Below are 26,128 nucleotides of genomic sequence, written 5' to 3'. Positions count from 1 at the left end.
GGCGGCTGACGAGCCAGCACATCGGACGGCGGTTCGGATGGGTTCGAATTAGCAGAGAGGCCGACCAATAAAAAGCCCCCGCCTCGTTTCGAGACGGATCGAAGGCGGCTGTCACCAGGTCGTGTTGAAGAGCCCGAAATGCGGCTGCTGGGCAACCAGCATCACCGGTCGTCCCTGCTGCGGCGCCGGATGGGCCCTGGCGACCTTGCGCTTGGGCTGAACCGGAGCCTTGGCGGCAGTATCGGTCTTCGCGGCCGGCGTGAACTGGGCGAAGGTCTCGCGCACCCGCGCCTTGGCTGACAGCTCGGCCAAGGCCGCCGACTGGGCCTCCTGCACGGGCGGCTGGGGAGCCACAACCGCGGCGGTCTTCACCGCGGGCGCAGCAATCGTCGGCTGACTGGTGTCGAGGACGACGCGCTCAGGCAGGTGCCGATCGGACCGGATTCGGATCAGGGGCTGATCGTTGCTCGCGGTCGCAACGGCTTGTGCCACAGGCGCCGCCGGGAAAGCGAAATTCACCGCGAACAGCAGAGCGAGCAAAGCTCCACCGACAAAGACGAAATACCGAAAGATGGGCATTGGCCGCGCTCCGCCCCCCGCATCCCCGCGTGGGCTCTCCGCCTCAACAGGCGATCTCTTATTTGGTTCCTGGCCCAGCCGTTCGGTTCAAATGGCGATGCGAGGTTTTTTCGCCAAGGGCCAGCAAGGACCAAGGAGGGTAACTTTTCCGCTACCGGAACATGCCGCCGTTAAGCACGGTGTGCTGCAACAAGCGAGCATTTCGCCTGATCGGCATTCACGTTGATGAAGCCGACCGGGATATGCGCAAAGGTCTTGCGGCTCTTCATGCTGACCGAATCCGCCAGCACGCGGCTGCGGTTGGTGAGATGACTGCCGTCGCGCCGCGTAAAGGCGCAGACGATCTCGACATCCTTTACGGCATAGTCATTGTCGTTTCGCAGCGTGAACGTCACCAGGGCTCTCGAGCCAAGGCCGCCGCGGCGCCAGGTCTGCGATGAAATCCTGAGACGACCGAGTTCTGCCACGGCAGGTGACTTGGCCGGTGCTTGGGCTTCCGAGACCGGCGACACCGCTACGGCCGTATCGCTCGGAGGAGCCGGCTCGACGGCCGCCAGCTCCGCCTTCAACGGCTCAGCACTATTGCCCTTGGACGGAGGCAGCAGCATCCAGACGCCGCAGCCGACAATGATGGCCGCCAGCAGCCACAGAAGGCTGCGGCCAAATGAGACGCTCGCGATCGTCACGGCCCGCGCCACTCGTTCGCCGGTCCCGGCGAAGCGCCCCAATCCGATCCGGTCGAGCCTGGCGTTCATGGTTGCATCACCGATCGCGGCCAAAGCCCATGCAACGACGGACCGGCCACTGCTTACCTTAATCCGGAAGAGGAACTAAGGTTCCCGCGCAGCTGCGAATCGGCAGGGACGGTGGCGATCACCGCCCACGGCCGCTAACATGCGCAGCAACATCGCGAAGGCCCGTTGGGAGAATTGAAATGCCAGTCGTCACTTGGGATCACGTCCATCTGCGCAGCCCCGATCCGGAGGCCACGGCGGCCTGGCTGCGGGACATCCTCGGTGGCGAGATCGTGCACGCGCCGGGACGGATCGACGTGAATCTGGGCGGCGCCAGGATCTTCATCGCGCCGCTCGAGGGCGACAACGCCGTCAACCCGCCGCCTCCGCACCCGCATCAGGGTCTCGACCATTTTGGCCTGACGGTGAAGGACATCGATGCCGTTGCAGCCGAGATCAAGGCCAAGGGCGTCACGTTCACGCGCGAGCCGACCACGATCCGGCCCGGCGTGCGCATCTGCTTCATCCGCGGCCCCGAAGGCATCTCCATCGAGCTGCTTGAGCGCGACAAGAAATATACCTGATCCGGCGCAAGCTCCAGCACTCCGCGTCCAGTGCAACGTTTGTCATGCATTTCGCGGGCCAACCCTGATTCGCAGGCGGCCGGCCTCGCCCCGTCATCAGACCGTCATGACGACGTCACTCACAAGCCGGAACAACTACGGCTCGCGGCGGCAACTTCCCGTGGCCGGCCGGCAAACTGCCGCGTTGCGCGAGAGAATGCGCTTTGGCATAAAAGCGGGACCGGTTACGCCATTGGGCGATGGCGGCCGGCCTGCGGGACGTTATGAAAAACGGTCTCTATTCGATTCACGTGACCCTGCTCGATGGTCGAGCCGGCAAGGGCAGCGGCGTGATCCTTTTTCGCGACGGCAAGATCCTTGGCGGCGATGCCTACCTCTATTACACCGGCAGCTACGTGGTGAAGGACAACAACACCTTCAAGGGCGAAGTGCTGGTGCAACGACACACCTCGCCGCGGGGCGACGACAATCCGCTGTTCGGCGGCCCTGCCCCCGTCGGCATCGGCCTCAGCGGCACCTTCACTGACACGCGCGCGGAGATGACGGGCACGGCTCTCGTCGGCAAGGCCAGCCAGATTTTTGGCGCGACGCTGCACAAGCTCGCCGACTTCGACTAGACGCACGAGCTATTCCGCAGCCTGCTCCAGCGGCGCCGTGCGCGGCAGGATGATCTGGATGCGGGTGCCACTGCCCGGTTCGGAATCGAGATCGAGCCGCCCGCCGAGCCGGTTGGTGACGATGCTGTAGACGATGTGCAATCCAAGACCGGTGCCGCCCTGGTCGCGCCGCGTCGTGAAGAACGGATCGAAGGCACGGCGTCGGACGTCGAGTGACATGCCGCAACCATTGTCCGAGAAGATGATCTCGACATTGTCCTTGCCGGACTCGCGGACCTGGATGTCGATGGTTCCCGGCCGGCCGTCCGGGAAGGCGTGCGCCACCGAATTGAGAAACAGATTGGTCAGCACCTGGCCGTACGGGCCCGGATAGCTATTCATGGTGAGATCGGGCTGGCACTCGACATTGAGCGTCAGATTGTGCTTGCGCAGGCCCGGCCTCAGACTCATCACCACCTGCTCGGTGAGGTCGCCGAGATCGAAGCTGCGCTGATCCGAATAGTTGCGGTCGGCGGCGACCTGCTTGAACGACTGGATCAGCTCGGCGGCGCGATTGAGATTGGAGACGAGCTGCGAGGATGCATCGCGGCTGGTGTTGAGGAAGTCGTTGAGCGTGGAGCGGCGCAGCTCGCCGCGCTCGACCTCGGAGGTGAACATCGCGGTCTTGCGCTCCAGCGCGGAGGCGACCGTGAGGCTGATGCCGACGGGATTGTTGACCTCGTGGGCGACGCCGGCGACGAGGCGTCCGAGCGCGGCGAGCTTCTCGGCCTCGATCAGCGAGGCCTGGGTCTCGCGCAGATTGCGCAGCGCGGTCTCGGCGGACTCCTTGGCCTTGCGCATCTCCTGCTCACCGCGCTTGCGCTCGCCGATGTCGAGCGCGACGGTGACGATCCGCTCGATCTCGCCCTCGGCATCGAGCAGCGGCAGCTTGTTGACCAGCCATTGCCGCATGTTGCCCGAGGAGTCCTTGTACTCCTCCTCATAGAAGCCGAGCCCCTTGCGGATGCTGAGCACGCGCTTGTCGTTCTCGTCGGTCTTGGCCGCGCCGTAGCGCGACATCAGGTCCGCCGTGGTGCGCCCGAGCGCGTCGCCGGGTTCGATGCCGAAGATGCCGGCCATATAGCGGTTCATCAGCACATAGCGCAGGTCGCGGTCCTTGACGTTGATCACCGCCGGCACGGTGTCGATGACCTGCTGGAGCAGGCGCCGGCCTTCGGCGATGGCGTCTTCCGCCCGCTTCTGGTCGGTGATGTCGCGCAGCGTGCCCTCGTAACGGACGATGTTGCCCGCTTCGTCCCGCACGCCGGTGGCGCTGTCCGAGAGCCACAGGATGTCGCCGCTGCGCTGGCGCACCTGGTACTCGAACTCACGCACCATGCCGTCGCGTGCCATCAGCCGCTGGTATTCGACGCGTGCCTCGGGATGGACGTAGATGGTGTGGGCGATGTCGTTGATGCTGTCGATGAGGTGCTGCGGGCTGTCATAGCCCATCATCCGCGCCAGCGCCGGATTGGCGTTGAGCAGATCGCCGGCCGGCGTCGTCACATAGATGCCGTCGACCGAGCCCTCGAACAGCTTTCGGTAGCTCTCTTCGGCGAGGCGCTGCTCGGTGAGCGCGCGCACCGCTGCCTCGCGCGCCGTGTCGGCCTCCTCCAGCGCGCGGCGGAACACTTCGGCTGCACGCGCGATGTCGCCGATCTCGTTGTCGAGGTCGGCCGACGGAATCGAGGTGTCTTTCCGGCCCGCCGCAAGCGCGCGGATGGAGCGGGCGATCTGGGCGAGCGGACGCACCGTCCTGCGCACCACGAACAAGGCAGCGCCGATGCCGATCAGCACGCCGATGGTGCCGAGCACGATGCTCTGCCATCGCGCTTCCGTCAGCGTCCGGGCGAAGTCGCGCGACAGCACGTGGCCGCGTCGGTCGCTGACCTCGCGCAGCAATTCGGTGACGCGGCCGATCAGCCGGCCCTCGGTTCCCAGCACCTCGCGGTCGATGTCGGCGATCTGCCGCTCGCGAACGGCCACGGCCATGATGGCCTCGGCATAATCGTTCACCGCCGATTTCAGCCGGGCATCGACAATGTTCAGGGCCCGCATGTTCTGCGCGGCCTGCTCGGCCGCGGACGGGTTGCGCGCGAGCAGCCCGAGCGCGATCCGGCTCTGCGCCTCCGACAGGCGCGATGCCAGATCACGGTCGGCCGCACCGGAGACAGCCACATCGAACTGTTCGCGCAGCGGCGGCAGGCCGGCGAGCAGCTGGGCGCGGCGATCGATCAGGGTCGATATCCGCTCGAGGCCGTTGCGATAAGTCGCGAGCCGCTCGGTGACCCCGTCGATCATGTCCTGCTGCTCGGGCGCGAGCTCGATGCGGGTCTTCTTCAGGATGTCGCTGAGCGTCGAGGCCGCCTCTCCGACCTGCTTGAACTGGATGCCGGCGCCGGGATCGGTGACGAAGTCGCGCGCGGCAAGCCGCAACTCGTTCATGCGGCGATCGATGTCCTCGGCGAGGTCACCGACGCTCTGGAGCCTCTGCAGCTCGGCGAAGGTGGTGTCGATGTGTCGGATCGCGATCACGCTCGCGGTCGACGTGACGATGATCACCGCCAGCACCAACAGGAAGCTGCCGAAAGTGAGCTGGCCGATGGAGAGCGAGAATGTTCGCTTTTTCTCAGGGGTCGGCGTCAATTCGGCGGACATTGGGCTTTGAGGGACCGGGATATTGGAGGCCCAATATACGACGTATTGCGGCCCCGGGGAAACATGCCTCGGGCCGCCGATTATCCTTAATATTGGGGGCGTCGAAGCCCCCTTGCCCGATCTATGACGGTTTGACGCTTGCCTGCCGCCGGGCCGGGATCGTCATGGCGGCTACGCCGAGGACGACGCAGGCAAGCCCGATCCAGGCGGTCTGGCTCAGGCTCTCACCGAGGAAGGCGACGCTGATGGCGACCCCGATCGGCACCCGCAGATAGGCCTGCGCGGTGGTGCCGACCGAGCCCAGGGTCTGGATCAGGCGGAAATAGATCGCAAACGCCGCGGCCGTCGAGAACACGGCGAGCGCGAGCAGCGCCAGCACCGAGCTCGGCGACGGCGACAGCGTCCAGGGCTGCTCGACCACGAGCGAGGCCGGAATCAGGACCGCCGCCCCCGCCAGCAGCGAGCCGGCAGCGGGTGCCATGGGGTCGAGGCCCTTGAAGCTGCGGCCGAAGATCGCGGCGCAGGCGTAGCAGATGGTGGCGGCGACGATGGCCGCCTCCGCGAGGAGACCGCTGCCGATGTCGTGGAAGGCATCGACGCCGACGATCAGCAGGATGCCGGCCATGCCCGCGATCACGCCGAACAGCTTTCGCGGGCTTGTCGCCTCGTGGCGGGTGACGACCGCCGTGAGCAGGAAGGTGAAGATCGGTCCGGCCGAGTTGAGGATGGTGGCGAGCGCGGCATCGACATGGCGCTCGCCCCAGGCGATCAGCGTCCAGGGAATGACGCTGTTGAGCACGGCCTGGAAGGCGAAGCGCTGCCAAGCCGCTGCGTCCATCGGCATCCTGATGCCGCGCGCCCACATCACGACGAGCAGCAGGAGGCCCGCGATCGTGGTCCGCGCCGCGATCAAGGTAATCGGGGGAATGGTGGCGACGCCGAGCTTGATGAAGGTGTAGGAGCCGCCCCAGAGCGTCGCGAGCGCGACCAGGAGCGCCAGCTCGACGGCGATGTTGGTGTCCTGCCGGCTGTCCATTTCGCGCGCTCCGTCCCGTTGTCAGGGACGGAACCTAGCGCGTCTGCGGTCGCAGATAGTTCGTTACGTGTCGAAGTGTATTAGCCCACCGCCCCGACCTCGAACACCTCACCGTCATAGCCGGCTTCGCGGGGGATACGGAGCTGGCGGCCGGTTTCGGTCTTGGTCATCACGGGCATCACCGTGACGATCGACATGCCCTTGGCATGGTCGAGCGCGTCTTTCACGCTGCCCTGCTTCGCCAGCCGGATCAGATTGCGCGTGGTCGGAAACGGCAGCTTGAAGCGGCCACTCTCGCCGCCTTCCACCGCCTCGCGCGGCGAGACCCAGATCGAATCGGTCGACTCCCTTCCGTCATGGGCGCCGAGCTGGTCGGGTGGCGCCGCGGCAAGGAAGAACCATGTGTCGAAGCGCTTGGGCATGCCCTCCGGCGTGATCCAGTGCGCGTAAGGCACGAGCGTGTCGAGTGCGAGCTGAAGGTCGTTGTCGACCAGGATGCTCAGGAAGCTGACCTTGTGCTCGTTGAGCGCGACGCGGTGCTTGTCGGCGATCTCGCCGGCACGCCTGGCATCGACAGGCGCGCCCGTCCCCTTTGACCGCGCCAGCAGGATGCCGCTCTCTTCGAAGGTCTCGCGGATCGCCGCGATGCGAAAACCGCGATCCGCCTCGCTGAGGCCTTCACCGCCCGAATACAGGTCGGAGCGCGCGACGATCTCGTTGTCGCCGGCATCGACGCTGCCGCCGGGAAACACCAGCGCGCCCGAGTTGAACTCGATCTGATGATGGCGGACCATCATGAAGACCTCGATTTCGTCGCGGCTCTTGCCGTCGACCGTGGGGCCGTCGCGCAGCAGGAGGATCGTCGACGCCGGGCGTGATGCTGATGTTTCGGCCATCCAACTAACCTGCCGCGCTGGATTGCGGGCCGAGATTGGCGCGCTTGTCGACGCGGGCGACGCGCGACAGCAGATACTCGACCTCCGCCTTCGCCGTCGCCGTGATGGTCGCACCGGGCTTGCGCTGGGCGCTGGAGGCGATGATGCCGCGCTTCTGGAGCACGTATTTGCGGATGGTCAGGCCGACGCCGGGCTGCTGCTCGTAGCGGATCAGCGGCAGATGCGCGTCGAACAGATCATGCGCGGCATCGCGCTTGCCGGCCTTGGAGAGGTTCACGACGTCGATCAGAAGCTCCGGGAAGGCGTAGCCGGTCATGGCGCCGTCGGCACCGCGCTCCATCTCGAAGTCCAGGAACGTGCCGCCATTGCCGCAGAGAATCGAGAGCGGACGGAGCGAGCCGTCCTTCTGGAAGCCGCGCAGGGTCGTGATCTTCTCCAGCCCCGGCCAGTCCTCGTGCTTGAGCATCACGCAGTTCGGATTGTCCATGACGATCTTGCGGATCACGGCGGGGGTGAACACCACCGACAGGGTCAGCGGATAATCCTGGAGCACCCAGGGCACATCCGGCCCGATCGCCTCGGCCGCCTGCTTGAAATAGCCGACGATCTGGTCGTCGGTACGCAGGCTCGGCGGCGGCGCGATCATGACGCCGGCCGCGCCGGCGTCCATCGAGGCCATGGCCAGCGAGCGCATGGTGGCAAAGCCGGGCGCGGAGACGCCGACGATCACCTGCATCTTCCTGGCACGCTTGACGAAGCGCACCGCCACCTGCTCGGCCTCGGCGGCATCGAGCTTCGGCGCCTCACCGAGGATGCCCAGCACCGTGACGCCGTCGCAGCCGACCTCCTCGTAGAAATCGGTCAGGCGATCGATCGAGCGCTCGTCGATCCGGCCGTCGTCGTGGAACGGCGTCGGCGCAATTGCGAAAGTGCCCTTGGCGTCGGCGGTCAGTTTCATCTAGTCCTCGTCTCTCTCTGTTGTCATTCCGGGGCGCGACGCAGTCGCGAGCCCGGAATCCATAACCACGATCCGGAGTATGGATCCCGGGCTCACGCTTCGCGTGCCCCGGGATGACGGCTCCTAAAACCGCCGCGCGCCCATCTTGATCTGCTCCTCGGAGAAGAAGATCTCCTTGGCGTGATCGGCGATGTCCTGGGCCTTCCAGCCCGTGTGCGGCGGTTTCCAGCCTTCCATTTCCATCATCCGCATCTCGCGCACGCCGCGGGGCCCGGACACGCCCAGCACCTTGCCGGTCTGGTCGCCCGACAAGTCGCTGACCATGTATAGCACGGCCGGCGCGATGCCGTCCGGCCCCAGCGCCGCCGAGGGGTTCTCCTTATAGCGGGGCAGGTCTGCGGTCATGCGGGTCAGCGCGCCCGGGGCCAGCGTCCAGATCCGGATGTTGTATTTGCGGCCCTCGATCGCCAGCACGTTGGACAGGCCCCAGATGCCGCCCTTGGCCGCGCCGTAATTGGTCTGGCCGAAATTGCCGATCAGCCCTGATGTCGAGGAGGTGTTGACGATGACACCGCCGCCATTTTCCCGCATCCAGCGAAACACCGGCATGGTGCAACAAAAGGTGCCCTTCAGATGCACCTTGATGACCTTGTCCCAGTCGGATTCGCTGGCCTTTGCGAAGGTCTGGTCGCGCAAAATGCCGGCATTGTTGACGAGGATGTCGGCGCGGCCGAAATGCTTGATGGCGTCGTCGAACACCGACTGGCCGCCCTCCATGGTGGAGATATCGGCGCCGTTGGCGACCGCCTTGCCGCCCTCGGCCGTGATCGCGTCCACCACGAGCTGCGCCATCGACTTGTCGGCGCCGGAGCCGTCACGGGGACCGCCGAGGTCATTGACGACGACCGAGGCCCCTTCCCGCGCAAACAGCTTCGCGTAGGCCTCACCGAGCCCGCCGCCAGCGCCGGTGATCAGCGCGACCTTGCCGTCGAGTAGTCCCATGGTGGCCTCTCCCTTGCTCTTATTGTTTCGCGTCCCGGACGCGATGCAGCGTGAAACGCTGCTTCGCAGAGCCGGGACCAGCTCTTTGCGACCGCCTCTGGGCCCCGGCTCTGCAGCGCATCACTGCGTGCTGCGTTGCGTCCGGGGCACGAGACCGCCCTAACCTAAGACCGTCTTGCCGTTCTTGATCACGGTGACGCCGCGCGACTTCACCTTCGCTTCGAACGAGATCGTGTTGCCGTCCCTCCAGAGGTCCATGGTCACGGTCTCGCCGGGATAGACCGGCGAGGAGAACCGCGCGACGTGCTGGCGGAATGCGCTTGCGTCGTAATCGGCGTAGGTCTGAAGCACGCCGCGGCAGGTGATGCCGTAGGTGCACATGCCGTGCAGGATCGGACGCGGGAAGCCGGCCTTCTTGGCGAACTCGGGATCGCTGTGCAACGGATTGCGGTCGCCGCAGAGGCGATAGACCAGCGCCTGGTCGGGACGCGTGGTGATGTCGATGGTCTTGTCGGGCGTGCGCGAGGGGATCTTGTGCGGATCTGGCTGGGTCAGGCTCGGCCCGCCGAAGCCGCCGTCGCCGCGGGCAAAGCGCGAAGCGACGAGTGTCGCGAGCTTCTCGCCCTTCTCGTTCTTGAGCACCGTCTGGTGCGCGATGACGACGCCCTTGTCCTTGCCCTTGTCGTAGACCTCAACGACGGAGGAGTCGGCCGTGATGTGCGCGGCCACCGGCAGCGGCTGGTGGAAGGTGATGTCGCGCTCACCGTCGACGACCATGACGCGGTTGAGGTTCATCTCGCCCGGGCCCGCGCCCCAGGCTGCGACGGACGCAAACGTCGGTACCACCTTCAGCGGCCGCGGCGTCAGCGTGCCCTCATTGACGAAGGCGAGCTCCTTCTCGTCCATGGGATCGGCGCCGAGGCCGATGCCATAGGCGTAGAGCATCACCTCGCGGTCGGTGTAGGCGTATTTCTGGCCGAGGTTTTTCAGGCCTTTGAGCTCTTCGTATCTGGCGGACATTTTTTGGTTTCCTCTGGTTCTCATCCTCATGGTGAGGAGGCGCTCTTGCGCCGTCTCGAACCATGAGGATGCCCGAAACGCTTCTTTGCCGCGGCCATCCTTCGAGACGCTTGCTTCGCAAGCTCCTCAGGATGAGGACCGCCCTAGGCCGGTGTGAAGAACGGCAGCGGTGCGCCGTCGGTCGGCTTGAACACCACCTTCACCTTCTGACCGATCTTCAGCTTCTCGAGATCGCAGTCGACGAAATTGGTCTGTACCGACGGCCCCTCCTTCAGCGTGACGTAGCCGATGGCATAGGGCCCGGTCGGCGATTTCCGCATCAGGCTCCAGGTGTAGATCGTGCCCTCGCCCGACGCTTCCTCCCACACCGTCTTGTCGGAGTAGCAGAACGGGCAGATCGAGCGCGGGAAGTAATGCGCTTCGCCGCACGCCGTGCAGCGCTTGATCATGAACTTGCCTTGCTTGGCTGCGTCCCAGAACGCTGCGGTCTCGGGGTTCGTCACCGGAGCCGGATATTTCTTTGCATCTAACATCACACGCGCTCCAGAATGGCCGTCGAGGCGGCGTGGCGGACGCCCAGGAGGCCGCCGGTGCCGTGGGCAATGGCGAGATCGCAATTCCTGACCTGCACCTTCGGATGCGCCTCGCCGCGCAGCTGCCTGACGGCCTCGATGATCTTGGTCATGCCGCCGCGGTTGACGGGATGGTTGCTGCAGAGGCCGCCGCCGTCGGTGTTGAACGGCAGCTTGCCGACGCCCGAGATCAGATTGCCGTCGGCGACGAACTTGCCGCCCTCGCCCTTCTTGCAGAACCCGAGATCCTCGAGCTGCATCAGCACCGTGATGGTGAAGCTGTCGTAGATCGAGGCGTATTTGATGTCCTTCGGCGTGATGCCGGCTTCCTCGAACGCGCGCGGGCCGGACCAGATGCCGGCGGAGTACGTGAGATCGAGATCCTTGCCGCCGCGCGGGCCCTTCATGGCTTCGCCATGGCCGATCAGCTTGACCAGCGGCTTCTTCAGGCTCTTGGCAATCTCCGGCGTCGTCACGATCAGCGCGCCGCCGCCGTCGGAGACGACACAGCAATCCATGCGGTGCAGGGGATCGGAGATCATCGGCGAGTTCAGGACGTCCTCGACGGTGACGACGTCCTTGAGCATGGCATGCGGATTGTATTGCGCGTGATGGGAGGCTGCGACCTTGATCCAGGCCAGTTGCTCCGAGGTGGTGCCATAGTCGTGCATATGGCGCATGGCACACATGCCGTAGGCATTGTGCGTGGTCGCGCCGTAAGCGGATTCGAAATCGACCTCGGCGCCGGCCGCACGGGGCGGCATCGCGCCGGTGCGCGGCTTGCCGGCGAGCGTGATCAGCGCGATCGAGCACTTGCCTGCCGCGATCGCCTCAGCGGCGTGGCCGAGATGGATGATGTAGGAACAGCCGCCGGTCTCGGTGGAATCGACGTGGCGGAGCTTTTTGGTGTTGAGGCCGAGATAATCGACCATCGGCCAGGCGCCGCCCGGAGCATCGCCCGCGCAGAAATAGCCGTCGACGTCGTCCTTGCTGATCCCGGCATCCTCGATCGCGCCCTTGGCGACCTCGGCATGGAGCTGGGCGGTGGATTTGTCCGGCGCATGCCGGGTCGGGTGTTCGTAGATCCCGGCAATGTAGGCCTTGCCCTTGATGGTCAAACTTCAGGTCTCCGCTGGCTTTTCTTATTTGCCCCGTTTTTCTGAACCGCACTGGGCAGATTGGCAAGCGCGGAAATATTCCGCCCCGCGAGAGGGCCGCGGACTGGCGCAAGTGGGGTATGTTCTGGTGTCCCGGACGCGCTGCAACGCTTCAGCGTTGCTGCGCAGAGCCGGGACCCATGCGGCCGCGTTTTCGTTGCGAGATGGGCCCCGGCTCAGCAGCGCATCACTTCGTGCTGCGCAGCGTCCGGGGCACGAGACCTTGTCCTGCAGACACGCCCCCGCATCCTCGCGGCATGTTTCGCCCGAGCTTTGCTTCCGTCTCGCTCCCTCCTTGAACAGAGGGCGCAGGGAAGACCGGGTGCCGGCTGGGCACCCACGGTCCGCTGTGCGCGATTGCGCGAAGAACAGATGCACAGCGGCATACAGGTGCGGCCAAACATCCGGCCTTCCCTGCGCAGTGGCTTTACGGCTTATGTCGCGCTCTCCCCGGGGAGCGATGCACTATTGCCCCCGTCGCCTTGCGAGCGAAGCGCAAGACTTGACGCCAGCCTGCGGGCGTCAGGACCACACGATTTTGCCGAAACTGATATGGGTCGGTCCGTAGGCCTGCTGTCGTCCGCTCTTGTCGATCCACGCCAGCGTCACGAGATAGCTCGGGGCCTCACCGGCCTTGTTCACCTCACCGTAGGCGCGGGTAACATCGGCGGTAGCTTCATCGCCATGGGCGAGGATCTCATTCAACGTGCTTTGCTCAATGTAGGAGTTCACCAGCATGTAGCCGCCGAACGGAAGCATCACAGCAGTCAGGGTCCCGAGGATGTAAGGAAAGGGGCGCCTTGCTCCGCGGCGATCGTCGCACTCCCCGGCCCGCCTCGACGCGCCGACCATGCCTGCCATCCGATCACGAGCATCACGAGCACGGCGCAAACGCCCGCTCCCGCCGCCATGAACCTGGACGTGGACCGGATATGGCTCAGATGGTCGTCGAGATCTTCGACAATGACCGGAAGCGATGAATCGTCGTCAACGGCCTGGATTGGGATCGTCAGGAGCTTGAGCTGATTGCCAACCATGATCCGCGCCGCATAGGCAGCACTGACCGCTATGCCCGTGCGCTCGCGCTGGACGCCATCCCTGCCGGTCCACTGCAATCCGATCGACAGATTTTCGTCGACATAGCGCGGCCAGCCGCCGTCAAACACGAACGGAAACCGCGGCGAGACGACTTTGGCCGAAATGATCTTTCCGGTGGTGCCATAGCCATCGCGCATGACGCGTTCGATGGCATGCTGATTCCAGAACATCCCCAACGCCGCCAACACACCGACGGCCAGAAACAGAATCAACACAGTGCGCAATGACATCGATCATCGCCCCGCATAGCGCACGGCCGCATCGCCCGGCGCGCTTCACTATCGCAAGTTGCTGATATCGCGCGGCCACAACTCTTGTCAAACGGATGAATTTAGTCCGTAGGGAAAAAGCGACTTGTCCGCTGTAGCTCGAAGGGCGACGGCGGAAGCGTGCCCACGTCTTCTGGTGCAGTCGTGGCGAGATGGTGGGCACGGCGCTTTGCGCCTTTGCCCACCCTACGAGAGCGCCTTATTCCTGGAAGGAGTGCCGTAGGGCGGATTAGCCGAAGGCGTAATCCGCCGTATTGATCTCCACGGCAACGGACGTGGCGGATTACGCTTCGCTAATCCGCCCTACAGCACCTACGGAACCGCCCTACTCCGCCGCGATCTGCCTTGGCGCGGGCGGCGGGCTCGCGAGATCGGCGGCGAGCTGGGCGTAACGCATCTTTGCGTCCGCGACAGCTTTCTCCTTCACCGGGCCGTAGCCGCGGATGCGGTCGGGGAGTGAGAGCAATTCCACGGCGGTGTCGATCGTGACCGGCGACAACAGGCCGAGCACGGTGGCGACGTCCTTTTCGTAGCCGGCGATCAAATCACGCTCGAGCTTGCGGTCGGCGCTGCGGCCGAAGATGTCGAGCGGCGTTCCGCGCAGGTATTTGAGTTTCGCCAGCACGCCGAAGACGTTCAGCATCCAGGGGCCGAAGGCTCGCTTCTTCGGGCGTCCCAGCGCGTCGAGGCCGCCGCCGAGGATCGGCGGCGCAAGGTTGAAGTTGAACTTGTAGTCGCCCTCGAACTGATCGCGGAGCTGCTGGGCGAAGGCGCCGTCGGTGTAGAGGCGCGCGACTTCGTATTCGTCCTTGTAGGCCAGCAGCTTGGCGTAGTTCACTGCGACCGCGCGTGGCAACGCATCGCCATAACCGCCCTTCACCGCGGCGTCGCGCACCTGGTCGATCAGCCTGCGATAACGCTTGGCGAGACGGCTGTTCTGATAGGCCGTGAGGTGCTTGGCGCGGTGCTCGATGACTTCATCGAGCGTCATGGCCTCCAGCGACTTGGGCGCTGCGACCTGGTCCGTGCCCTTCAGCATGTCGGCAAGACGCGCGGGATCGGCGACCGCGAGGCGACCAAGGCGGAAGGCCTCCTTGTTCATCTTGATCGAGACGCCGTTGACCTCGATCGCCCGCTCGATCGATTCCGCCGAGAGCGGGAACAGGCCCTTCTGATAGGCATAGCCCATCATCATCATGTTGGTGGCGATGCTGTCGCCGAGCAGCTGCTCGGCCGGCTTGGTGAAATCGAAGAAGACCGAGTCCTTGTGCAGCGCCGTTTCCAAGAGCCCATTCAGCTTGCGGGTCTGGAAATTGAAGTCGCGGTTGAGGACGAAATCGGCGGTCGGAATGACGTGGCTGTTGATGATGCCGCGGGTCCGGGTGGAGTCGCAGAGCGAGATCGTGTCCTTGGCGACCGCGACCACCTCGTCGGCGGCGAGCACGAGATCGGCCGTGCCGGTGACGATGCGCGAGCAGGTCACTTCCGCGGGATGATCCGACAGGCGGACATGGCTGAGCACCGCCCCGCCCTTCTGTGCAAGGCCCGACATGTCGAGGATCATCGAGGCCTTGCCCTCGATATGGGCGGCCATGCCGAGCAGCGCCCCAATGGTGAGAACGCCGGTGCCGCCGACGCCGCCGACCGCGATGTTATAGGGCTTGTCGAGTGTCGGCCGCGACGCCGGCTCGGCAATCGCACCGATGTCGGAGAGGTCGGCCGGCGCGCGGTGGCGTGGCTTGCCGCCATCGACGGTGACGAAGGACGGGCAAAAGCCCTTCAGGCACGAATAGTCCTTGTTGCAGGAGGACTGGTTGATGGCGCGCTTGCGACCGAACTCGGTCTCCAGCGGCTCGACCGAGATGCAGTTCGATTGCACCGAGCAGTCGCCGCAGCCTTCGCAGACGGCCGGATTGATCATGACGCGGCGCGCCGGATCCTCCATCAGGCCGCGCTTGCGGCGGCGGCGTTTTTCCGCGGCGCAGGTCTGCACGAACACGATCGCCGATGTGCCCTTGTGTTCCCGGCACATCTTCATGACGTTTTGCAGCTCGTCGCGATGATAGAGCTTCACGCCCGGCGCGATGGTGCTGGCCGGATAGGCATCGGGCGCCTCCGAGACAAGATAGATCTCGCGGATGCCTTCGGCGTGGAGTTGATGGGTGATCTGCTGCGGCGAGAGATCGCCGTCATGGCGCTGGCCGCCGGTCATGGCCACCGCGTCGTTGTAGAGGATCTTGTAGGTGATGTTGGTCTTGGACGCCACCGCCTGGCGGATGGCGAGAAGGCCCGAGTGGAAATAGGTGCCGTCGCCGAGATTGGCGAAGATGTGGTTCTCGTTGGTGAAGGGTGCGATGCCGACCCACGGCACGCCCTCGCCGCCCATATGCGTAAAGGTCTCGGTCGAGCGGTCCATCCACAGCGCCATGAAATGGCAGCCGATGCCGGCGAGCGCCCGGCTGCCTTCGGGGACCTTCGTCGAGGTGTTGTGGGGACAGCCGGAGCAGAAATACGGGGTGCGGGAGACAGGTGCGACCGCTTGCATCTGGGTGGCCTGACGGCCGTTGAACCAGTCGGCCTTGGCGCGGAGCATCGAAGCAATCTCAGGGTTGAGATCGAGCTTGAGAAGTCGCTCGGTAAGCGAGGTCGCAAGCGAGGCAACGCTGAGCTCGGCGGCGAAGGTCAGGAAGCGCTTGTCGTGCTCGTCCATCTTGCCGACGATGCGCGGGCGCACGTCATCGCGCCAGTTGAACAACACCTGCTTGACCTGGTTCTCGACGATCTCGCGGCGCTCCTCGACGATGAATATCTCTTCGAGGCCGATGGCGAATTGATGCACGCCTTCCGGCTCCAGCGGCCAGGGCATGCCGATCTTGTAGAGGCGAAGGCCGATCTTGGCGGCGACCTCTTCGGTGACGCCGAGCTCGCGCAGCGCCTGACGGACGTCCTCGTAGCTTTTGCCCGACGCCATGATGCCGAAACGGGCGTTGGGCGAATCCATGGTGATGCGGTTGACCTTGTTGGCGCGCGCAAAGGCGATCGCGGCAAAGCCCTTGTAGTCCTGCAGCCGACGGTCCTGCTCGAAGCGATCGTCGGGCCAGCGCAGATTGAGTCCGCCTTGCGGCATCTCGAAATCGGCGGGGATGATGAACGGCTTCATCTCGTCGGTGAGATCGATCTCGGCGGTGGTCTCCACCGTCTCCGTGATCACCTTCATGCCGACCCAGCAGCCCGAATAGCGTGACATGGCGATGCCGAGCAGCCCCATCTCGATCATCTCGTGGATGCTCGAGGGATAGAGATACGGCATCAAGGCCGACATGAAGGCGTGGTCGGATTGATGCGGGACGGTCGAGGATTTTGCGCCATGGTCGTCGCCGGCAAGGCACAGCACGCCGCCGTTCTTGGCGGAGCCTGCGGCATTGCCGTGACGGAACACGTCGCCGCAGCGATCGACGCCGGGGCCCTTGCCGTACCAGATGCCGACCACCCCGTCGTATTTCGCGCCGGGCGAGAGGTTAAGCTGCTGCGAGCCCCAGATGGCGGTGGCCGCCAGATCCTCGTTCACGCCGGGCTGGAACTTGATGTTGTACTGTTCGAGATGCTTGCGGGCGGCAAACAGCTGCTGGTCGTAGCCGCCGAGCGGCGAGCCGCGATAACCGGAGATGAAGCCCGCGGTGTTGAGGCCGCTGGCGCGGTCGCGCCGGATCTGGGCCATGGGCAGGCGGACCAGGGCCTGGATGCCCGTGGTGAAGACATGCCCGGTTTCCTGGGTGTATTTTTGATCGAGACTGATCGGACCCTGGTTGATGCCCATGCTGTCCTCTTTTTGCGCCCTGTTCAGGTCTTGCTGACTTAAGCCGTTGCCTTCCCGTTGTTTTTAGCTAGGGCGCGCCGACCAGTTTCGCCACTCTATGTCGGATATTTCACGATCCGCATCACAAATCTGGACCAAAGGGAGCGCCGGGTAAAAATCGCAACTTCGTGGCCTGAAACACGCTGGGCATTTTCAATTTGTGTCACCATACCCCCACTGTGGCGAAACGAACTGATGCCCCTGTCGTGCCCGATGCGGGCGATTGGTCGCAGGAGAGGCTTCGATGCGGACGATTCTGACTGGCTCGGCTCTCGTCGGCCTGGCGTTGTGCAGTGCGGTTGCAAGCGCAGCCCGCGCCGCCGAGCCGTCGCCGGAGCTGATCGCCTACGGCAAGACGCTGGTCGAGGCCGGCGACTGCGCGGGCTGCCACACCGCCGATCCGGCAAAACCGTTCGCGGGCGGCAAGCGCATCGACACGCCATTCGGCGCGATCTATGCGCCGAACCTGACCCCGGACCGCGACACCGGGATCGGCGCCTGGCTGGATGCCGATTTCACCCGCGCCTTGCGCACTGGCGTCGCGCCCGACGGGTCGAACTACTATCCGGCCTTCCCCTATCCCTACTTCACGAAGATGACGAAGGACGACACGCTGGCGATCCGCGCCTATCTCGGCACGCTTGCGCCCGTCGTCAGCCGCAACAAGCCGCCGGAGCTGCGCTGGCCGTTCGGCTATCGCGGCCTGATGCGGGTCTGGAACGCGATGTATTTCAAGCCCGGCCTGTACGAGCCGGACCAGAGCCAGAGCGCGGCGTGGAATCGCGGCGGCTATCTCGTCACCGGGCTCGGTCATTGCGGCGCCTGCCACACACCGAAGAACTATTTTGGCGCGGACAAGCAGGCGCAGGCGCTCTCGGGCAACGAGGTCGGTGGCTGGTACGCGCCAAGGCTCGACGGCGCTTCCCGCACGGGCCTGAAGTCGTGGAGCGAGGCGGACATCGCCGAATATCTGCAGAGCGGGCGCAATGTCAGGAGCCATGCCGGCGGGCTGATGGCGGAGGTCGTCGTCAACTCGACCTCGAAGATGAGCGATGCCGATGTGCGCGCGATCGCGGTGTACCTGAAGAGCCTGCCGCCGTCGCGGCGCGAGACGATCGTGGCGCCGCCTGATGATGCCGAGATGAAGGCGGGCCAGGCGGTCTACGCAAAGCTCTGCATCGCCTGCCATGAAGCCGACGGCTCGGGGGCGCCGCGCATCTATCCACCGCTGCCGGGCAATGCGCTGCTGCAATCGATCAATCCGTCCTCGACGTTGCGCATCATTCTCGACGGCGCCCACACCGTGACCACACCGCGCGCGCCCAACACCGGCGAGATGCCGCCCTATGCCAGGCTGTCCAATGAGGAGATCACGGCGGTGACGAACTACATCCGCAACTCCTGGGGCAATGCGGCCCCGCTGGTGACGCCGGCGCAGGTGGCGAAGGCCAGGAAGCAGGAGTAGCTCCATCCCCGTCATCGCTGTAACGACGATGTGGATGGAGTGAGGTCACGTAACCTCTACCTCTCCTCCTCCCCGGTGAACACGAATTTCGGCATCTCCCATTTGTAGCGCACCGCGAGCAGGCGCAAGCTGAGACCGAGCACGAAGGTCAGGATCGTCCAGAGCTCGGCGTTGAGGTTGAGGCCGAAGGCGGTGGCGTAGAACAGTCCCGTCACGACCGAGACGCTGGCGTAGAGCTCGGACCGAAACAGCAGCGGCACGTCGTTGCAGAGCACGTCGCGCAACACGCCGCCGGCGCACCCGGTCACCATGCCCGAGACGATCACGATCGGCAGCGAAGCATCCATCTGCCAGGCGACGTCGCAGCCGGCCATGGTGAAGACGACGAGCCCGATCGCGTCGAGCACGATGAAAGCGACCTTCAGCCGGTGCACGAGGCGCGCGAACAGAATGGTGAGGAAGGCCGCACCACCGGCCAGCGCCAGATAGATCGGATTGGCGACCCAAACCAACGGATAGTGCCCGAGGAAGAGATCGCGCAACGTGCCGCCGCCAAGCGCGGTGATGCAGCCGAGGAAGCACACACCTAACCAGTCCATGCTGCGGCGTCCGGCAGCAAGTGCAGCCGTCATGCCCTGGGCGGCTATCGCAACCAGGGACAGGAAATGCAGCACGGTATCGCTTGGCGGCAAACTCCACATTGGCTTGTTCCCTCGCGATTGTCCTCGTCGCAGCCATGGAACTCGCGTCCAGTTCCCGAATGAACAGGTTCCCGATTCCCGGTGGCGGGGCAACATGCGACGAAAGCATAAGGAGGCGCGGAACAGAATCTCGCATCCACGGGTTGTCCGGGCGTCACAACCGAGGAGACAATCGATGGCTGACGACCGTTTTCCCAACGATCCGTACCGCCCGAACCTCGCCGACGATGAGTATCTTCGCGCGGCGCGCCGGGATGGCGACCTTCAGGCCGATCCCGAGCTGGGCGAAGGCCCCGCCTCCAGCGGCAAGGTTGCGTTATTCGCCGTTGCGATTGCACTGGTGCTGGGTGCCGTGTTCTACGGCCTGAACAATACGACGACTGGCAACCAGGCCAGCAACGCGCCGGCGACTCAGACCGCACAGCAGGCGCCTCCTGCCAATCCGGCCGCGCCTCCCGGTATGCGCGACGTGACGCCGCGCAACAACACCGAGCCGGGCGTGACGACGGGTGCGGCGCCGACCAAGCCGGCCCCGGACACGCAGAAGCCGTCTGACGGCGCGAAGTAACACTTCGCAATAGCGCGTGAAGCGGCGGGACTCAAAAAGTCCCGCCGCTTTTTCGTTGTGTTCCTAGCTGAACATCTTGTTGAGTTCGCCGCCGGGATAGCCGCTGCCGAGCTCGGTGAATGTCCCCTTCTCCGCCATCTCCTTTGCCGCACGCATGAAGCCGCCCCAGGCGGCGCGGGCGAGCGAGCCGCCGACGCTGATCCGGCGCACGCCGAGATCTTCGGCCTGCTGCAACGACAGGCCGGAGGCGCCGATCAAGAGGTTGAACGGCTTTGGTGCGACAGCCTTCACCACAGCAGAGATGTCCTCGCGGGTCTTCAGGCCCGGCGCATAGAGGCAGTCGGCGCCGGCATCGGCGTAAGCGGTGAGCCGGTCGATGACGAGCTTCAAATCGGTCACGCCCCACAGATAGGCTTCGCAGCGGCCGACCAGCAGCGTGCCGCTGTCGCCGATCGCCTTGCGCGAGGCCTTGATGCGCTCGACCGCGAGTGCGCGATCGTAGAGCGGCTTGTCCTTGTCGCCGGTGGAATCCTCGATCGACAGGCCGGCGACGCCGGTGCGCACGCAGCGCTCGACATTGTCCGCGACCCTGTCCGGCTCGACCGCAAAGCCGCCCTCGAAATCGGCGTTGACGGGGATGTCGACGGCCGAGCTCAATGCTGCCAGATGCTGACAGACGTCCTCGACGTTGACGTGGTTGTCGGCCTTGCCGATGGTCCAGGCAAAGCCCGCGCTCGACGACGCAATCGCCTTGAAACCGAGATGCTGCAATGCCTTGGCACTGCCGTTATCGACCGGATTGGGCAGGATGAAGCAGCCGCTTTCGTGCATCTTCTTGAAGGTGGCGCGCTTGTCCGCGGTCGTGACGTGCATGTTTCTTCTCCCTTTGTTGGCCGCGCAGACATAGGCGCCCTAACCTGGCAGCGCCAGTGCGCGCCTGGCAGCGCCAGTGCGCACCCGGCAGCGCCAGTGCGCGCCTGGCAGCGCCAGTGCGCGCCCGGCAGCGTTAGTGGGCGTCGTGCACCGCCCGGCTGTCCTTCGGCGCCTGCTCGCGATCATTCATGCCGTAGTCTCTGACCACGCTGGCGATGCGCAGATGATAATCGGCAAAGATCTGCGCCCGGCCCTTGGCCTGGGTGCGGCGGTGCTCCATCGTGTTGCGCCAGGCCTGCACCGCCGCCTCGTCCCGCCAGAACGACACCGACAGGATCTTGCCCTTCTCGGTCAGGCTCTCGAAGCGCTCGACCGAGATGAAGCCGTCGATGGTTTGCAGGATCGGCTTCAGATCGGCTGCGAGGTCGAAATAGTCCTGGCGGTGTTCCGGCTTCGGCCAGACCTCGAAGATCACGGCGATCATGGGCATCTCCTGCTGCTATCGGACCTACAATACCACCTTGCGCAGGAAGGTGCGCTCTTCCGCGAGGATGAATTTGTGTTCCTCGGCGAAATGGAAATTCGCCATTCCTTCCGCGTCCTGCCGCAGCCGCGCGCGATAGGCCTCGTATGCGGCCAGACTCTCGAAGCTGATCAGACCGAAGGCGATGTTGTTGGTGCCTTCATGCGGCATGAAATAACCGATCAGGTCACCGCCGCATTTCGGGATGATGGTGAGCCAGCGCTTCGAATATTCCTCGAACTGCGCGCGCTTGAACGGGTCGATCTGATAGCGGATGAAGACGGTGACGGACATGATGGGCTCCTGGGTTTCCGTCGTCACTGCAAGCCGCGAAGTCTCGTAGGGTGGGCAAAGCGACTTGTCCGCCGTAGCTCGAAGAGCGAAGGCGGAAGCGTGCCCACGTCGTTTCCCCGCAACGACGAATGGTGGGCACGTCGCTACGCTCCTTTGCCCACCCTACGGCTTCGCTGCGCGCGCAATGACGACTTGGTGAGAAGCTACGCCCTTGCCCGACCACAATGCTTCGGCTACCATCGAAGCATGAAATCAGGACCCGACATCGCCCTGGTCGCTTCGCTGGTCGGCGATCCCGCGCGCGCCAACATGCTCACCGCGCTGATGAACGGCCGCGCGCTCACGGCGAGCGAGCTGGCGCAGGAGGCCGGCATCACGCCGCAGACTGCGAGCTCGCATCTGGCCAAGCTCGAGGCCGGCGGGCTGGTCGAGCCGGAGAAGCAGGGCCGCCACCGCTACTATCGCCTCACCGACGACGACGTCGCCGGCGTACTCGAGGGCCTCGCAGGCCTGGCCGCGCGGACCGGCCACATGCGGGTGCGCACCGGGCCGAAGGACCCGGCGCTGCGGCGCGCGCGGATCTGCTACGACCACCTCGCCGGCGATCTCGGCGTGCAGATGCTGGATTCCCTGCGCGAGCGGAATCTGGTCAGGCAGAAAAAGCAGGACATCGAGCTGACGGCTGAGGGCGAACGCTTCCTCGCCAAGCATCTGCAGATCTCGACCGGCATGCTCACCCATCCGCGCCGCCCGGTGTGCAAGGCCTGCCTCGACTGGAGTGAGCGGCGGCATCACCTCGCCGGCACGCTGGGGGCCGCCATGATGCAGCGCTTCGCCGAGCTGAAATGGGCGGCGCGCGACGCCACGCCCGGCAGCCGCGTCGTCAACTTCACCCGCACCGGCGAGAAGCAGTTTGCCGCGCTTTTCGGCGACGGGAAGGACTGACCCGCGCGCCGCGGCACCGGCAGTGCGCGCCTGAATGCTCCCGGGCCGGCGTCCTGGAGGATTTCTGCCGAGCCGGCCGCCAACACCAGTTTCTGTCGCGCCAAGCCGCATGCGGGGAACGTTCATGCCGCATTCAGGTCATGATTGGCAGATTTGGATCGCACCGTGTCGGCGTGTTGCAAAATTTAACATGTCGAATCGTGTCTTTTGATTCATTGTGCGCCGCGAGCGCCAAGCCGCTAAAGACTTACTCCAAAGACTTGCCCCAAAGACCCGCCCCCGAAAGACCTGCCCCCGAAAGACCTGCCCCAAGGACGAGAAGGAAGATCACATGAAATACCTGTTCGCCGCCGCCATGCTCGCCAGCGCGGTTGTCGGTTTCAGCGAGGCCGCCAGCGCCGCGCAGGGTTGCGGCCCGGGTTGGTATCGTGGCGCCTACGGCGGCTGTCGCCCGATGCGCGGCGCGGTCGTTGTGCGCCCCGCCCCTGTAGTGGTCGCTCCGCCCGTCGTCGTCGTGCCGCGCGCGCGTGTTTGCCCCTATGGCTTCCGCTGGTACGCCGGCCGCTGCCGCCCGTTCTGATCTCTTTGCATCGCAAGATGGCCGCGCAGGTTCAGCCTGCGCGGCCATTTTCGTTTTCAGGCTCGTTCGCTTTCAGGCTTGCCGCCGACGATTCGTCCGCCGTGGAATTTGAGCGGCCTGGAATCGAAACGGGGACCGCGGCTGCGATCCCCGTCCAATTCGCGGCTTGCCGCGGCTTACCAGTGACGGCGATGCCAACGGCGGCGACGCCAGCCCCAATGACGGCGGCCCCAGCCCCGGTGGCGGCCATGCCAGTGAACCTGTTCGGGCGTCAGCTTGGCGGCTTCCTCGCTGGTGGTGACGGCCGGATGAGCGTCGGGATTGCCTTGCGGCGTGCGCGCGGGATCACTGAGCGGCTGCGGCGACAGCGGCGCGGCCTGCGCGGTCGCGGCGAAGGCGGCGGCGCCCGCCGTCACCCCCAGTGCAAGTTTCAAAAAGTTTCGACGCTCCATGACATATCCTCCAGGCTACCGAGCAAGTGATGCAGAGGGAGTGTCGCGGTCACGACATGAACCGAGGCTGAATCAACCAAGGCTGAATCGTGTGTTCAGAGCCGTTGCGAGGCAGACATTCGGTGCGCCCTATTGCGCAAACTCCTGCGCCAGCACCAGCGTCTCGCGCGAACGCTTGACGTCGGGCCAGTCGCGCTTGAAATCGGCGACCAGTTGCTTGAGCGCATCGCCCTTCAGCACCGCCGCAAGCTTGGCCTCGTCATCGAACTGATACATCGCCTGATGCAGCGAGGGATCGTCCAGGCTCCAGAACCGCCAGGCTTTGCTCACGCCGAATGCCTTCACCGCGTCGGGCACATGTTCCGTCTCGTACCATTTGTCGAAAGCAGCGCGCTGGGCGGGATCGGAGACGGTGGCGCGGACGACGAAGAAAGCTGATGGCATCGAGTTTCCTCCTGTTGTTTGGCGCGAGCCTAGCCGGATACGCCGCCGCCGACAAAAAGACTTGGCGCGGGTGTCGGAACGGGCGCCCTTCGCTCGTCCTTTGTTTCGAACCAGGACACGGAGACAGCAAATGGCCGACCTCACCCTGACCACCTTCAATTGGGTTCCCGAACCACCGCGAGGATTCGTGCGCGACCTTCGCGTGCGCTGGGCGCTCGAAGAGGCCGCGCTGCCCTATCGCGTCGCGAGCGCCCCGTTCGACGATCGCGGCGCCGCACATTTCGCGCACCAGCCGTTCGGCCAGGTGCCGTGGCTGACCGACGGCGACCTCTCGATCTTCGAGACCGGCGCGATCCTGCTGCATCTCGGCGGGCTCAGTGCGAAGCTGATGCCGACCGATCCGCGCGGCCGCGCCGAGACGACGGAATGGGTGTTCGCGGCACTCAATTCGGTGGAGATGGCGAGCCTGCCCTGGGGAATGTCGAAATTCATGGGCCATCCCACCGACACGGCTGCGTGGAAATTCGTCGACGACTTCCTCAAGCTTCGGCTCAAGCATCTCGAGCCGGTGCTGGCCGGCCGCGAATGGCTAGCCGGCTCCTTCTCCGTCGCCGACATCCTGATCGCGGACGTGCTGCGCGTCATCGGTGGTTTCGACGGGCTGGCGGACAGTCCTGCCTGCCGCGCTTACGTCGCGCGTGCGACGGCCCGACCGGCTTTCGCCAAGGCCCACGCGGATCAAATGGCGCATTTCGCCGCCGCGGATAAGGCACGCACCGGTGCGTAGGGCGGATTAGCGGAGCGTAATCCGCCAACGCCTCCATCCGGCGAGGCGGACGTTGGTGGGTTACGCTAGCGGACTGCGCTTCGCGCAGCCGCAAGCTAACCCACCCTACGGCACCGCGTCACACCAGCTTCAGCGGTGCATCAGCGACGACGCGCAGGTCGATGCTGGCGATCAACGCCGCACGGCGTGCCTCCGCTGCGCTGATGGCGTCGTCCGTCTGTCGCAATGTGCTGACGTTCGAGCCGAGCGACACGATCCCGCCGAGCACCAACGCGATCGATCCGAGGGCTGCGGTCTGACCGAAGCCGAACACACCGAGGATCGTCACCAACAGCAGCGCCGCCCCGCCCCCGATCGCGATCTTGGACGCCAGAATGTACTTCCGGCACCGCTCCGCGATCTCGGCCAGCCGCTCGATGCGATCTTCGATGTCGGAGATTTCGTCGGTCGGATCGGATGCGGTCATTGGATTCGAAATTTTAAGGTGGCTCGATTGCAAATAGAACCTAGCAACGAAGGCTCACGTTCAGCCAGGTAGCTTACCTCCAACCGACTTGTAGAATTCCGCAAGTTGGTTCGCTAACAGTGAGGCCAATAAATCTTCCATCTGCGAGACGTCGATCCGATCTCCATCGCGAAAGGCTAAATCGGCCGCATCCAACGCGTCGAAATAGGGCTTTCGGTTGTCGACAATTTGATCCGGTATCGTCGGTGTGCCCGGCAGAAGCGCACCAGCACGAATTGAAAGGACGACATACGAGACAATCCGGGAGGTACGACCATTCCCGTCCGCGAACGGATGAATCCAATTCAGCCGCCACATGAGATAGGCGCCGAGATGGATCGGCGTGCTAGCCTCCCACCGATCATTGACGTAGTCGCACATGTCCTCAACGAGTTCGGGGACCAGATTTGCACCAACGGGCTCATGCTTGCTTCCCTCGATGGCAACGCCGCCGGGGCGATAGTTGCCAGCGTAAGAGCTGATGCCCGATAAAGCTTCTCGCTGCAAACCGAGGATGAGTGACGGACGGAGCTTGAATGAGCCTCGCTCAAGAGCCGTCTGTATCACGCCAATTGCTGCGTCGTACTGACGGAACCCGTTCCGAGCTTCGGCCGCAGCCTTTTCCTGAGGATCGGTAATCAACTCAGGTTCGAGCGCACGGCTATCGCGCCGTTCACGCTCTTCGCTTATCATTTTTTATCCTTGGCCAGCTTTTCGGCCTCACGATCCACCATTTCGCGCGTGATGAGCGAATTTTCGAAATGGGTATTGCCATACACGAAGCTCCGCCGCTGCTCCTCCCGATGTTCCGGGGATGGATTGGCCGTTTTGGCAGCTTCGATCAACTTCTTGAGTGCGTCGGTCATGACACCAATATAGACGAGTCCGTTCAGGGGCACCATGCGATTTTATACGT

29 protein-coding genes are annotated in these 26,128 nt (G+C 64.6%); 7 read left to right on the top strand and 22 right to left on the bottom strand.

Features of this window, described 5'->3' with window-relative positions:
• Positions 1-111: 111 nt before the first annotated feature.
• A complete protein-coding gene (locus CIT37_RS17230; protein WP_095426244.1) occupies positions 112-579 on the bottom strand; it encodes a hypothetical protein in 468 nt (155 codons plus the stop codon).
• Between the two features lie 170 nt (positions 580-749).
• A complete protein-coding gene (locus tag CIT37_RS17225) occupies positions 750-1,334 on the bottom strand; it encodes a hypothetical protein (protein ID WP_095426289.1) in 585 nt (194 codons plus the stop codon).
• Between the two features lie 179 nt (positions 1,335-1,513).
• Here CIT37_RS17225 and CIT37_RS17220 point away from each other — a divergent pair, with 179 nt between their 5' ends.
• Both CIT37_RS17220 and CIT37_RS17215 read left to right on the top strand, forming a co-directional pair.
• Positions 1,514-1,897, top strand: a complete 384-nt coding sequence (locus CIT37_RS17220; RefSeq protein WP_028140965.1) for a VOC family protein — start codon at positions 1,514-1,516, stop codon at positions 1,895-1,897.
• Between the two features lie 263 nt (positions 1,898-2,160).
• Positions 2,161-2,514 carry a GrlR family regulatory protein gene (locus CIT37_RS17215; protein ID WP_028140966.1) on the top strand — a complete coding sequence of 118 codons (354 nt, stop codon included), beginning with the start codon at positions 2,161-2,163 and terminating at the stop codon, positions 2,512-2,514.
• A 9-nt stretch (positions 2,515-2,523) separates the two neighbouring features.
• On the opposite strand, the gene CIT37_RS17210 is transcribed toward CIT37_RS17215, so the two are convergent.
• The 11 genes from CIT37_RS17210 to CIT37_RS17160 all read right to left on the bottom strand — a co-directional run bounded on the left by CIT37_RS17210 (position 2,524) and on the right by CIT37_RS17160 (position 17,036).
• A complete protein-coding gene (locus CIT37_RS17210) occupies positions 2,524-5,211 on the bottom strand; it encodes a PAS domain S-box protein (protein ID WP_095426243.1) in 2,688 nt (895 codons plus the stop codon).
• Positions 5,212-5,332: 121 nt separating this feature from the next.
• On the bottom strand, positions 5,333-6,247 hold the full coding sequence (locus CIT37_RS17205) for a DMT family transporter (RefSeq protein ID WP_095426242.1): 915 nt from the start codon (positions 6,245-6,247) through the stop codon (positions 5,333-5,335).
• Between the two features lie 80 nt (positions 6,248-6,327).
• Positions 6,328-7,143, bottom strand: coding sequence for an NUDIX hydrolase (locus tag CIT37_RS17200; protein ID WP_095426241.1), 816 nt, complete (start codon positions 7,141-7,143; stop codon positions 6,328-6,330).
• A 4-nt stretch (positions 7,144-7,147) separates the two neighbouring features.
• A complete protein-coding gene (locus CIT37_RS17195) occupies positions 7,148-8,101 on the bottom strand; it encodes a dihydrodipicolinate synthase family protein (protein WP_095426240.1) in 954 nt (317 codons plus the stop codon).
• 123 nt (positions 8,102-8,224) lie between these two features.
• A complete protein-coding gene (locus tag CIT37_RS17190) occupies positions 8,225-9,103 on the bottom strand; it encodes an SDR family oxidoreductase (RefSeq protein ID WP_038950419.1) in 879 nt (292 codons plus the stop codon).
• A gap of 159 nt (positions 9,104-9,262) precedes the next feature.
• Positions 9,263-10,123, bottom strand: coding sequence for a MaoC family dehydratase (locus tag CIT37_RS17185; RefSeq protein ID WP_038950420.1), 861 nt, complete (start codon positions 10,121-10,123; stop codon positions 9,263-9,265).
• A gap of 143 nt (positions 10,124-10,266) precedes the next feature.
• Positions 10,267-10,656, bottom strand: coding sequence for a Zn-ribbon domain-containing OB-fold protein (locus tag CIT37_RS17180; protein ID WP_095426239.1), 390 nt, complete (start codon positions 10,654-10,656; stop codon positions 10,267-10,269).
• Entirely contained in the window at positions 10,656-11,813 is a 1,158-nt protein-coding gene (locus tag CIT37_RS17175; protein ID WP_028140973.1) for a thiolase family protein, read from the bottom strand. Before CIT37_RS17175 ends, CIT37_RS17180 begins: the two co-directional genes overlap by 1 nt.
• Before the next feature lie 561 nt (positions 11,814-12,374).
• Complete coding sequence (locus CIT37_RS17170; RefSeq protein ID WP_174719461.1) at positions 12,375-12,611, bottom strand: hypothetical protein; 237 nt, start codon at positions 12,609-12,611, stop codon at positions 12,375-12,377.
• A gap of 8 nt (positions 12,612-12,619) precedes the next feature.
• Positions 12,620-13,180, bottom strand: coding sequence for a hypothetical protein (locus CIT37_RS17165; RefSeq protein ID WP_174719460.1), 561 nt, complete (start codon positions 13,178-13,180; stop codon positions 12,620-12,622).
• A 364-nt stretch (positions 13,181-13,544) separates the two neighbouring features.
• Positions 13,545-17,036, bottom strand: a complete 3,492-nt coding sequence (locus tag CIT37_RS17160) for an indolepyruvate ferredoxin oxidoreductase family protein (RefSeq protein WP_095426238.1) — start codon at positions 17,034-17,036, stop codon at positions 13,545-13,547.
• 283 nt (positions 17,037-17,319) lie between these two features.
• Between CIT37_RS17160 and CIT37_RS17155 the strand changes: the two genes are divergently transcribed.
• Positions 17,320-18,540 (top strand): c-type cytochrome, encoded by a 1,221-nt coding sequence (locus CIT37_RS17155; protein WP_095426237.1) that lies wholly within the window; start codon positions 17,320-17,322, stop codon positions 18,538-18,540.
• 56 nt (positions 18,541-18,596) lie between these two features.
• On the opposite strand, the gene CIT37_RS17150 is transcribed toward CIT37_RS17155, so the two are convergent.
• Positions 18,597-19,241: a trimeric intracellular cation channel family protein gene (locus CIT37_RS17150; protein ID WP_095426236.1), complete on the bottom strand. Its 645-nt coding sequence runs from the start codon at positions 19,239-19,241 to the stop codon at positions 18,597-18,599.
• 175 nt (positions 19,242-19,416) lie between these two features.
• On the opposite strand from CIT37_RS17150, the gene CIT37_RS17145 reads away from it, so the two are divergent.
• Positions 19,417-19,809: a hypothetical protein gene (locus tag CIT37_RS17145; RefSeq protein WP_028140977.1), complete on the top strand. Its 393-nt coding sequence runs from the start codon at positions 19,417-19,419 to the stop codon at positions 19,807-19,809.
• Positions 19,810-19,872: 63 nt separating this feature from the next.
• On the opposite strand, the gene CIT37_RS17140 is transcribed toward CIT37_RS17145, so the two are convergent.
• The 3 genes from CIT37_RS17140 to CIT37_RS17130 form a co-directional block, all read right to left on the bottom strand.
• Positions 19,873-20,682 carry an isocitrate lyase/PEP mutase family protein gene (locus CIT37_RS17140; protein ID WP_028140978.1) on the bottom strand — a complete coding sequence of 270 codons (810 nt, stop codon included), beginning with the start codon at positions 20,680-20,682 and terminating at the stop codon, positions 19,873-19,875.
• Between the two features lie 133 nt (positions 20,683-20,815).
• Entirely contained in the window at positions 20,816-21,166 is a 351-nt protein-coding gene (locus CIT37_RS17135; RefSeq protein WP_026202720.1) for an antibiotic biosynthesis monooxygenase family protein, read from the bottom strand.
• Between the two features lie 24 nt (positions 21,167-21,190).
• Positions 21,191-21,499 carry an NIPSNAP family protein gene (locus CIT37_RS17130; protein ID WP_018322300.1) on the bottom strand — a complete coding sequence of 103 codons (309 nt, stop codon included), beginning with the start codon at positions 21,497-21,499 and terminating at the stop codon, positions 21,191-21,193.
• Positions 21,500-21,745: 246 nt separating this feature from the next.
• Between CIT37_RS17130 and CIT37_RS17125 the strand changes: the two genes are divergently transcribed.
• A complete protein-coding gene (locus CIT37_RS17125) occupies positions 21,746-22,444 on the top strand; it encodes a winged helix-turn-helix domain-containing protein (protein ID WP_028140979.1) in 699 nt (232 codons plus the stop codon).
• A gap of 331 nt (positions 22,445-22,775) precedes the next feature.
• Positions 22,776-23,024 (top strand): GCG_CRPN prefix-to-repeats domain-containing protein, encoded by a 249-nt coding sequence (locus tag CIT37_RS17120; RefSeq protein WP_026202719.1) that lies wholly within the window; start codon positions 22,776-22,778, stop codon positions 23,022-23,024.
• 176 nt (positions 23,025-23,200) lie between these two features.
• On the opposite strand, the gene CIT37_RS17115 is transcribed toward CIT37_RS17120, so the two are convergent.
• Positions 23,201-23,476, bottom strand: coding sequence for a twin-arginine translocation signal domain-containing protein (locus CIT37_RS17115; RefSeq protein WP_095426235.1), 276 nt, complete (start codon positions 23,474-23,476; stop codon positions 23,201-23,203).
• Positions 23,477-23,605: 129 nt separating this feature from the next.
• A complete protein-coding gene (locus CIT37_RS17110) occupies positions 23,606-23,920 on the bottom strand; it encodes a hypothetical protein (protein WP_038973495.1) in 315 nt (104 codons plus the stop codon).
• A gap of 130 nt (positions 23,921-24,050) precedes the next feature.
• Here CIT37_RS17110 and CIT37_RS17105 point away from each other — a divergent pair, with 130 nt between their 5' ends.
• The gene (locus CIT37_RS17105) at positions 24,051-24,707 is read left to right on the top strand and encodes a glutathione S-transferase family protein (RefSeq protein ID WP_095426234.1); all 657 of its coding nucleotides are present in this window, start codon (positions 24,051-24,053) and stop codon (positions 24,705-24,707) included.
• 118 nt (positions 24,708-24,825) lie between these two features.
• On the opposite strand, the gene CIT37_RS17100 is transcribed toward CIT37_RS17105, so the two are convergent.
• From CIT37_RS17100 to CIT37_RS17090, 3 genes are read right to left on the bottom strand one after another with little or no spacing between them, the layout of a single operon-like run.
• Positions 24,826-25,173, bottom strand: coding sequence for a hypothetical protein (locus CIT37_RS17100; protein ID WP_095426233.1), 348 nt, complete (start codon positions 25,171-25,173; stop codon positions 24,826-24,828).
• Between the two features lie 60 nt (positions 25,174-25,233).
• On the bottom strand, positions 25,234-25,905 hold the full coding sequence (locus CIT37_RS17095; protein WP_095426232.1) for a Fic family protein: 672 nt from the start codon (positions 25,903-25,905) through the stop codon (positions 25,234-25,236).
• Positions 25,902-26,114, bottom strand: a complete 213-nt coding sequence (locus CIT37_RS17090; RefSeq protein WP_018322293.1) for a hypothetical protein — start codon at positions 26,112-26,114, stop codon at positions 25,902-25,904. The genes CIT37_RS17095 and CIT37_RS17090 overlap by 4 nt, the downstream gene beginning before the upstream one ends.
• Positions 26,115-26,128: the final 14 nt, after the last annotated feature.

The sequence above is a fragment of the Bradyrhizobium ottawaense genome, from assembly GCF_002278135.3.
GTDB classification, from domain to species: Bacteria; Pseudomonadota; Alphaproteobacteria; order Rhizobiales; family Xanthobacteraceae; genus Bradyrhizobium; species Bradyrhizobium ottawaense.
Note: the sequence above shows the minus strand (reverse complement) of the source record. Positions and strands in the feature narration are given on the sequence as shown.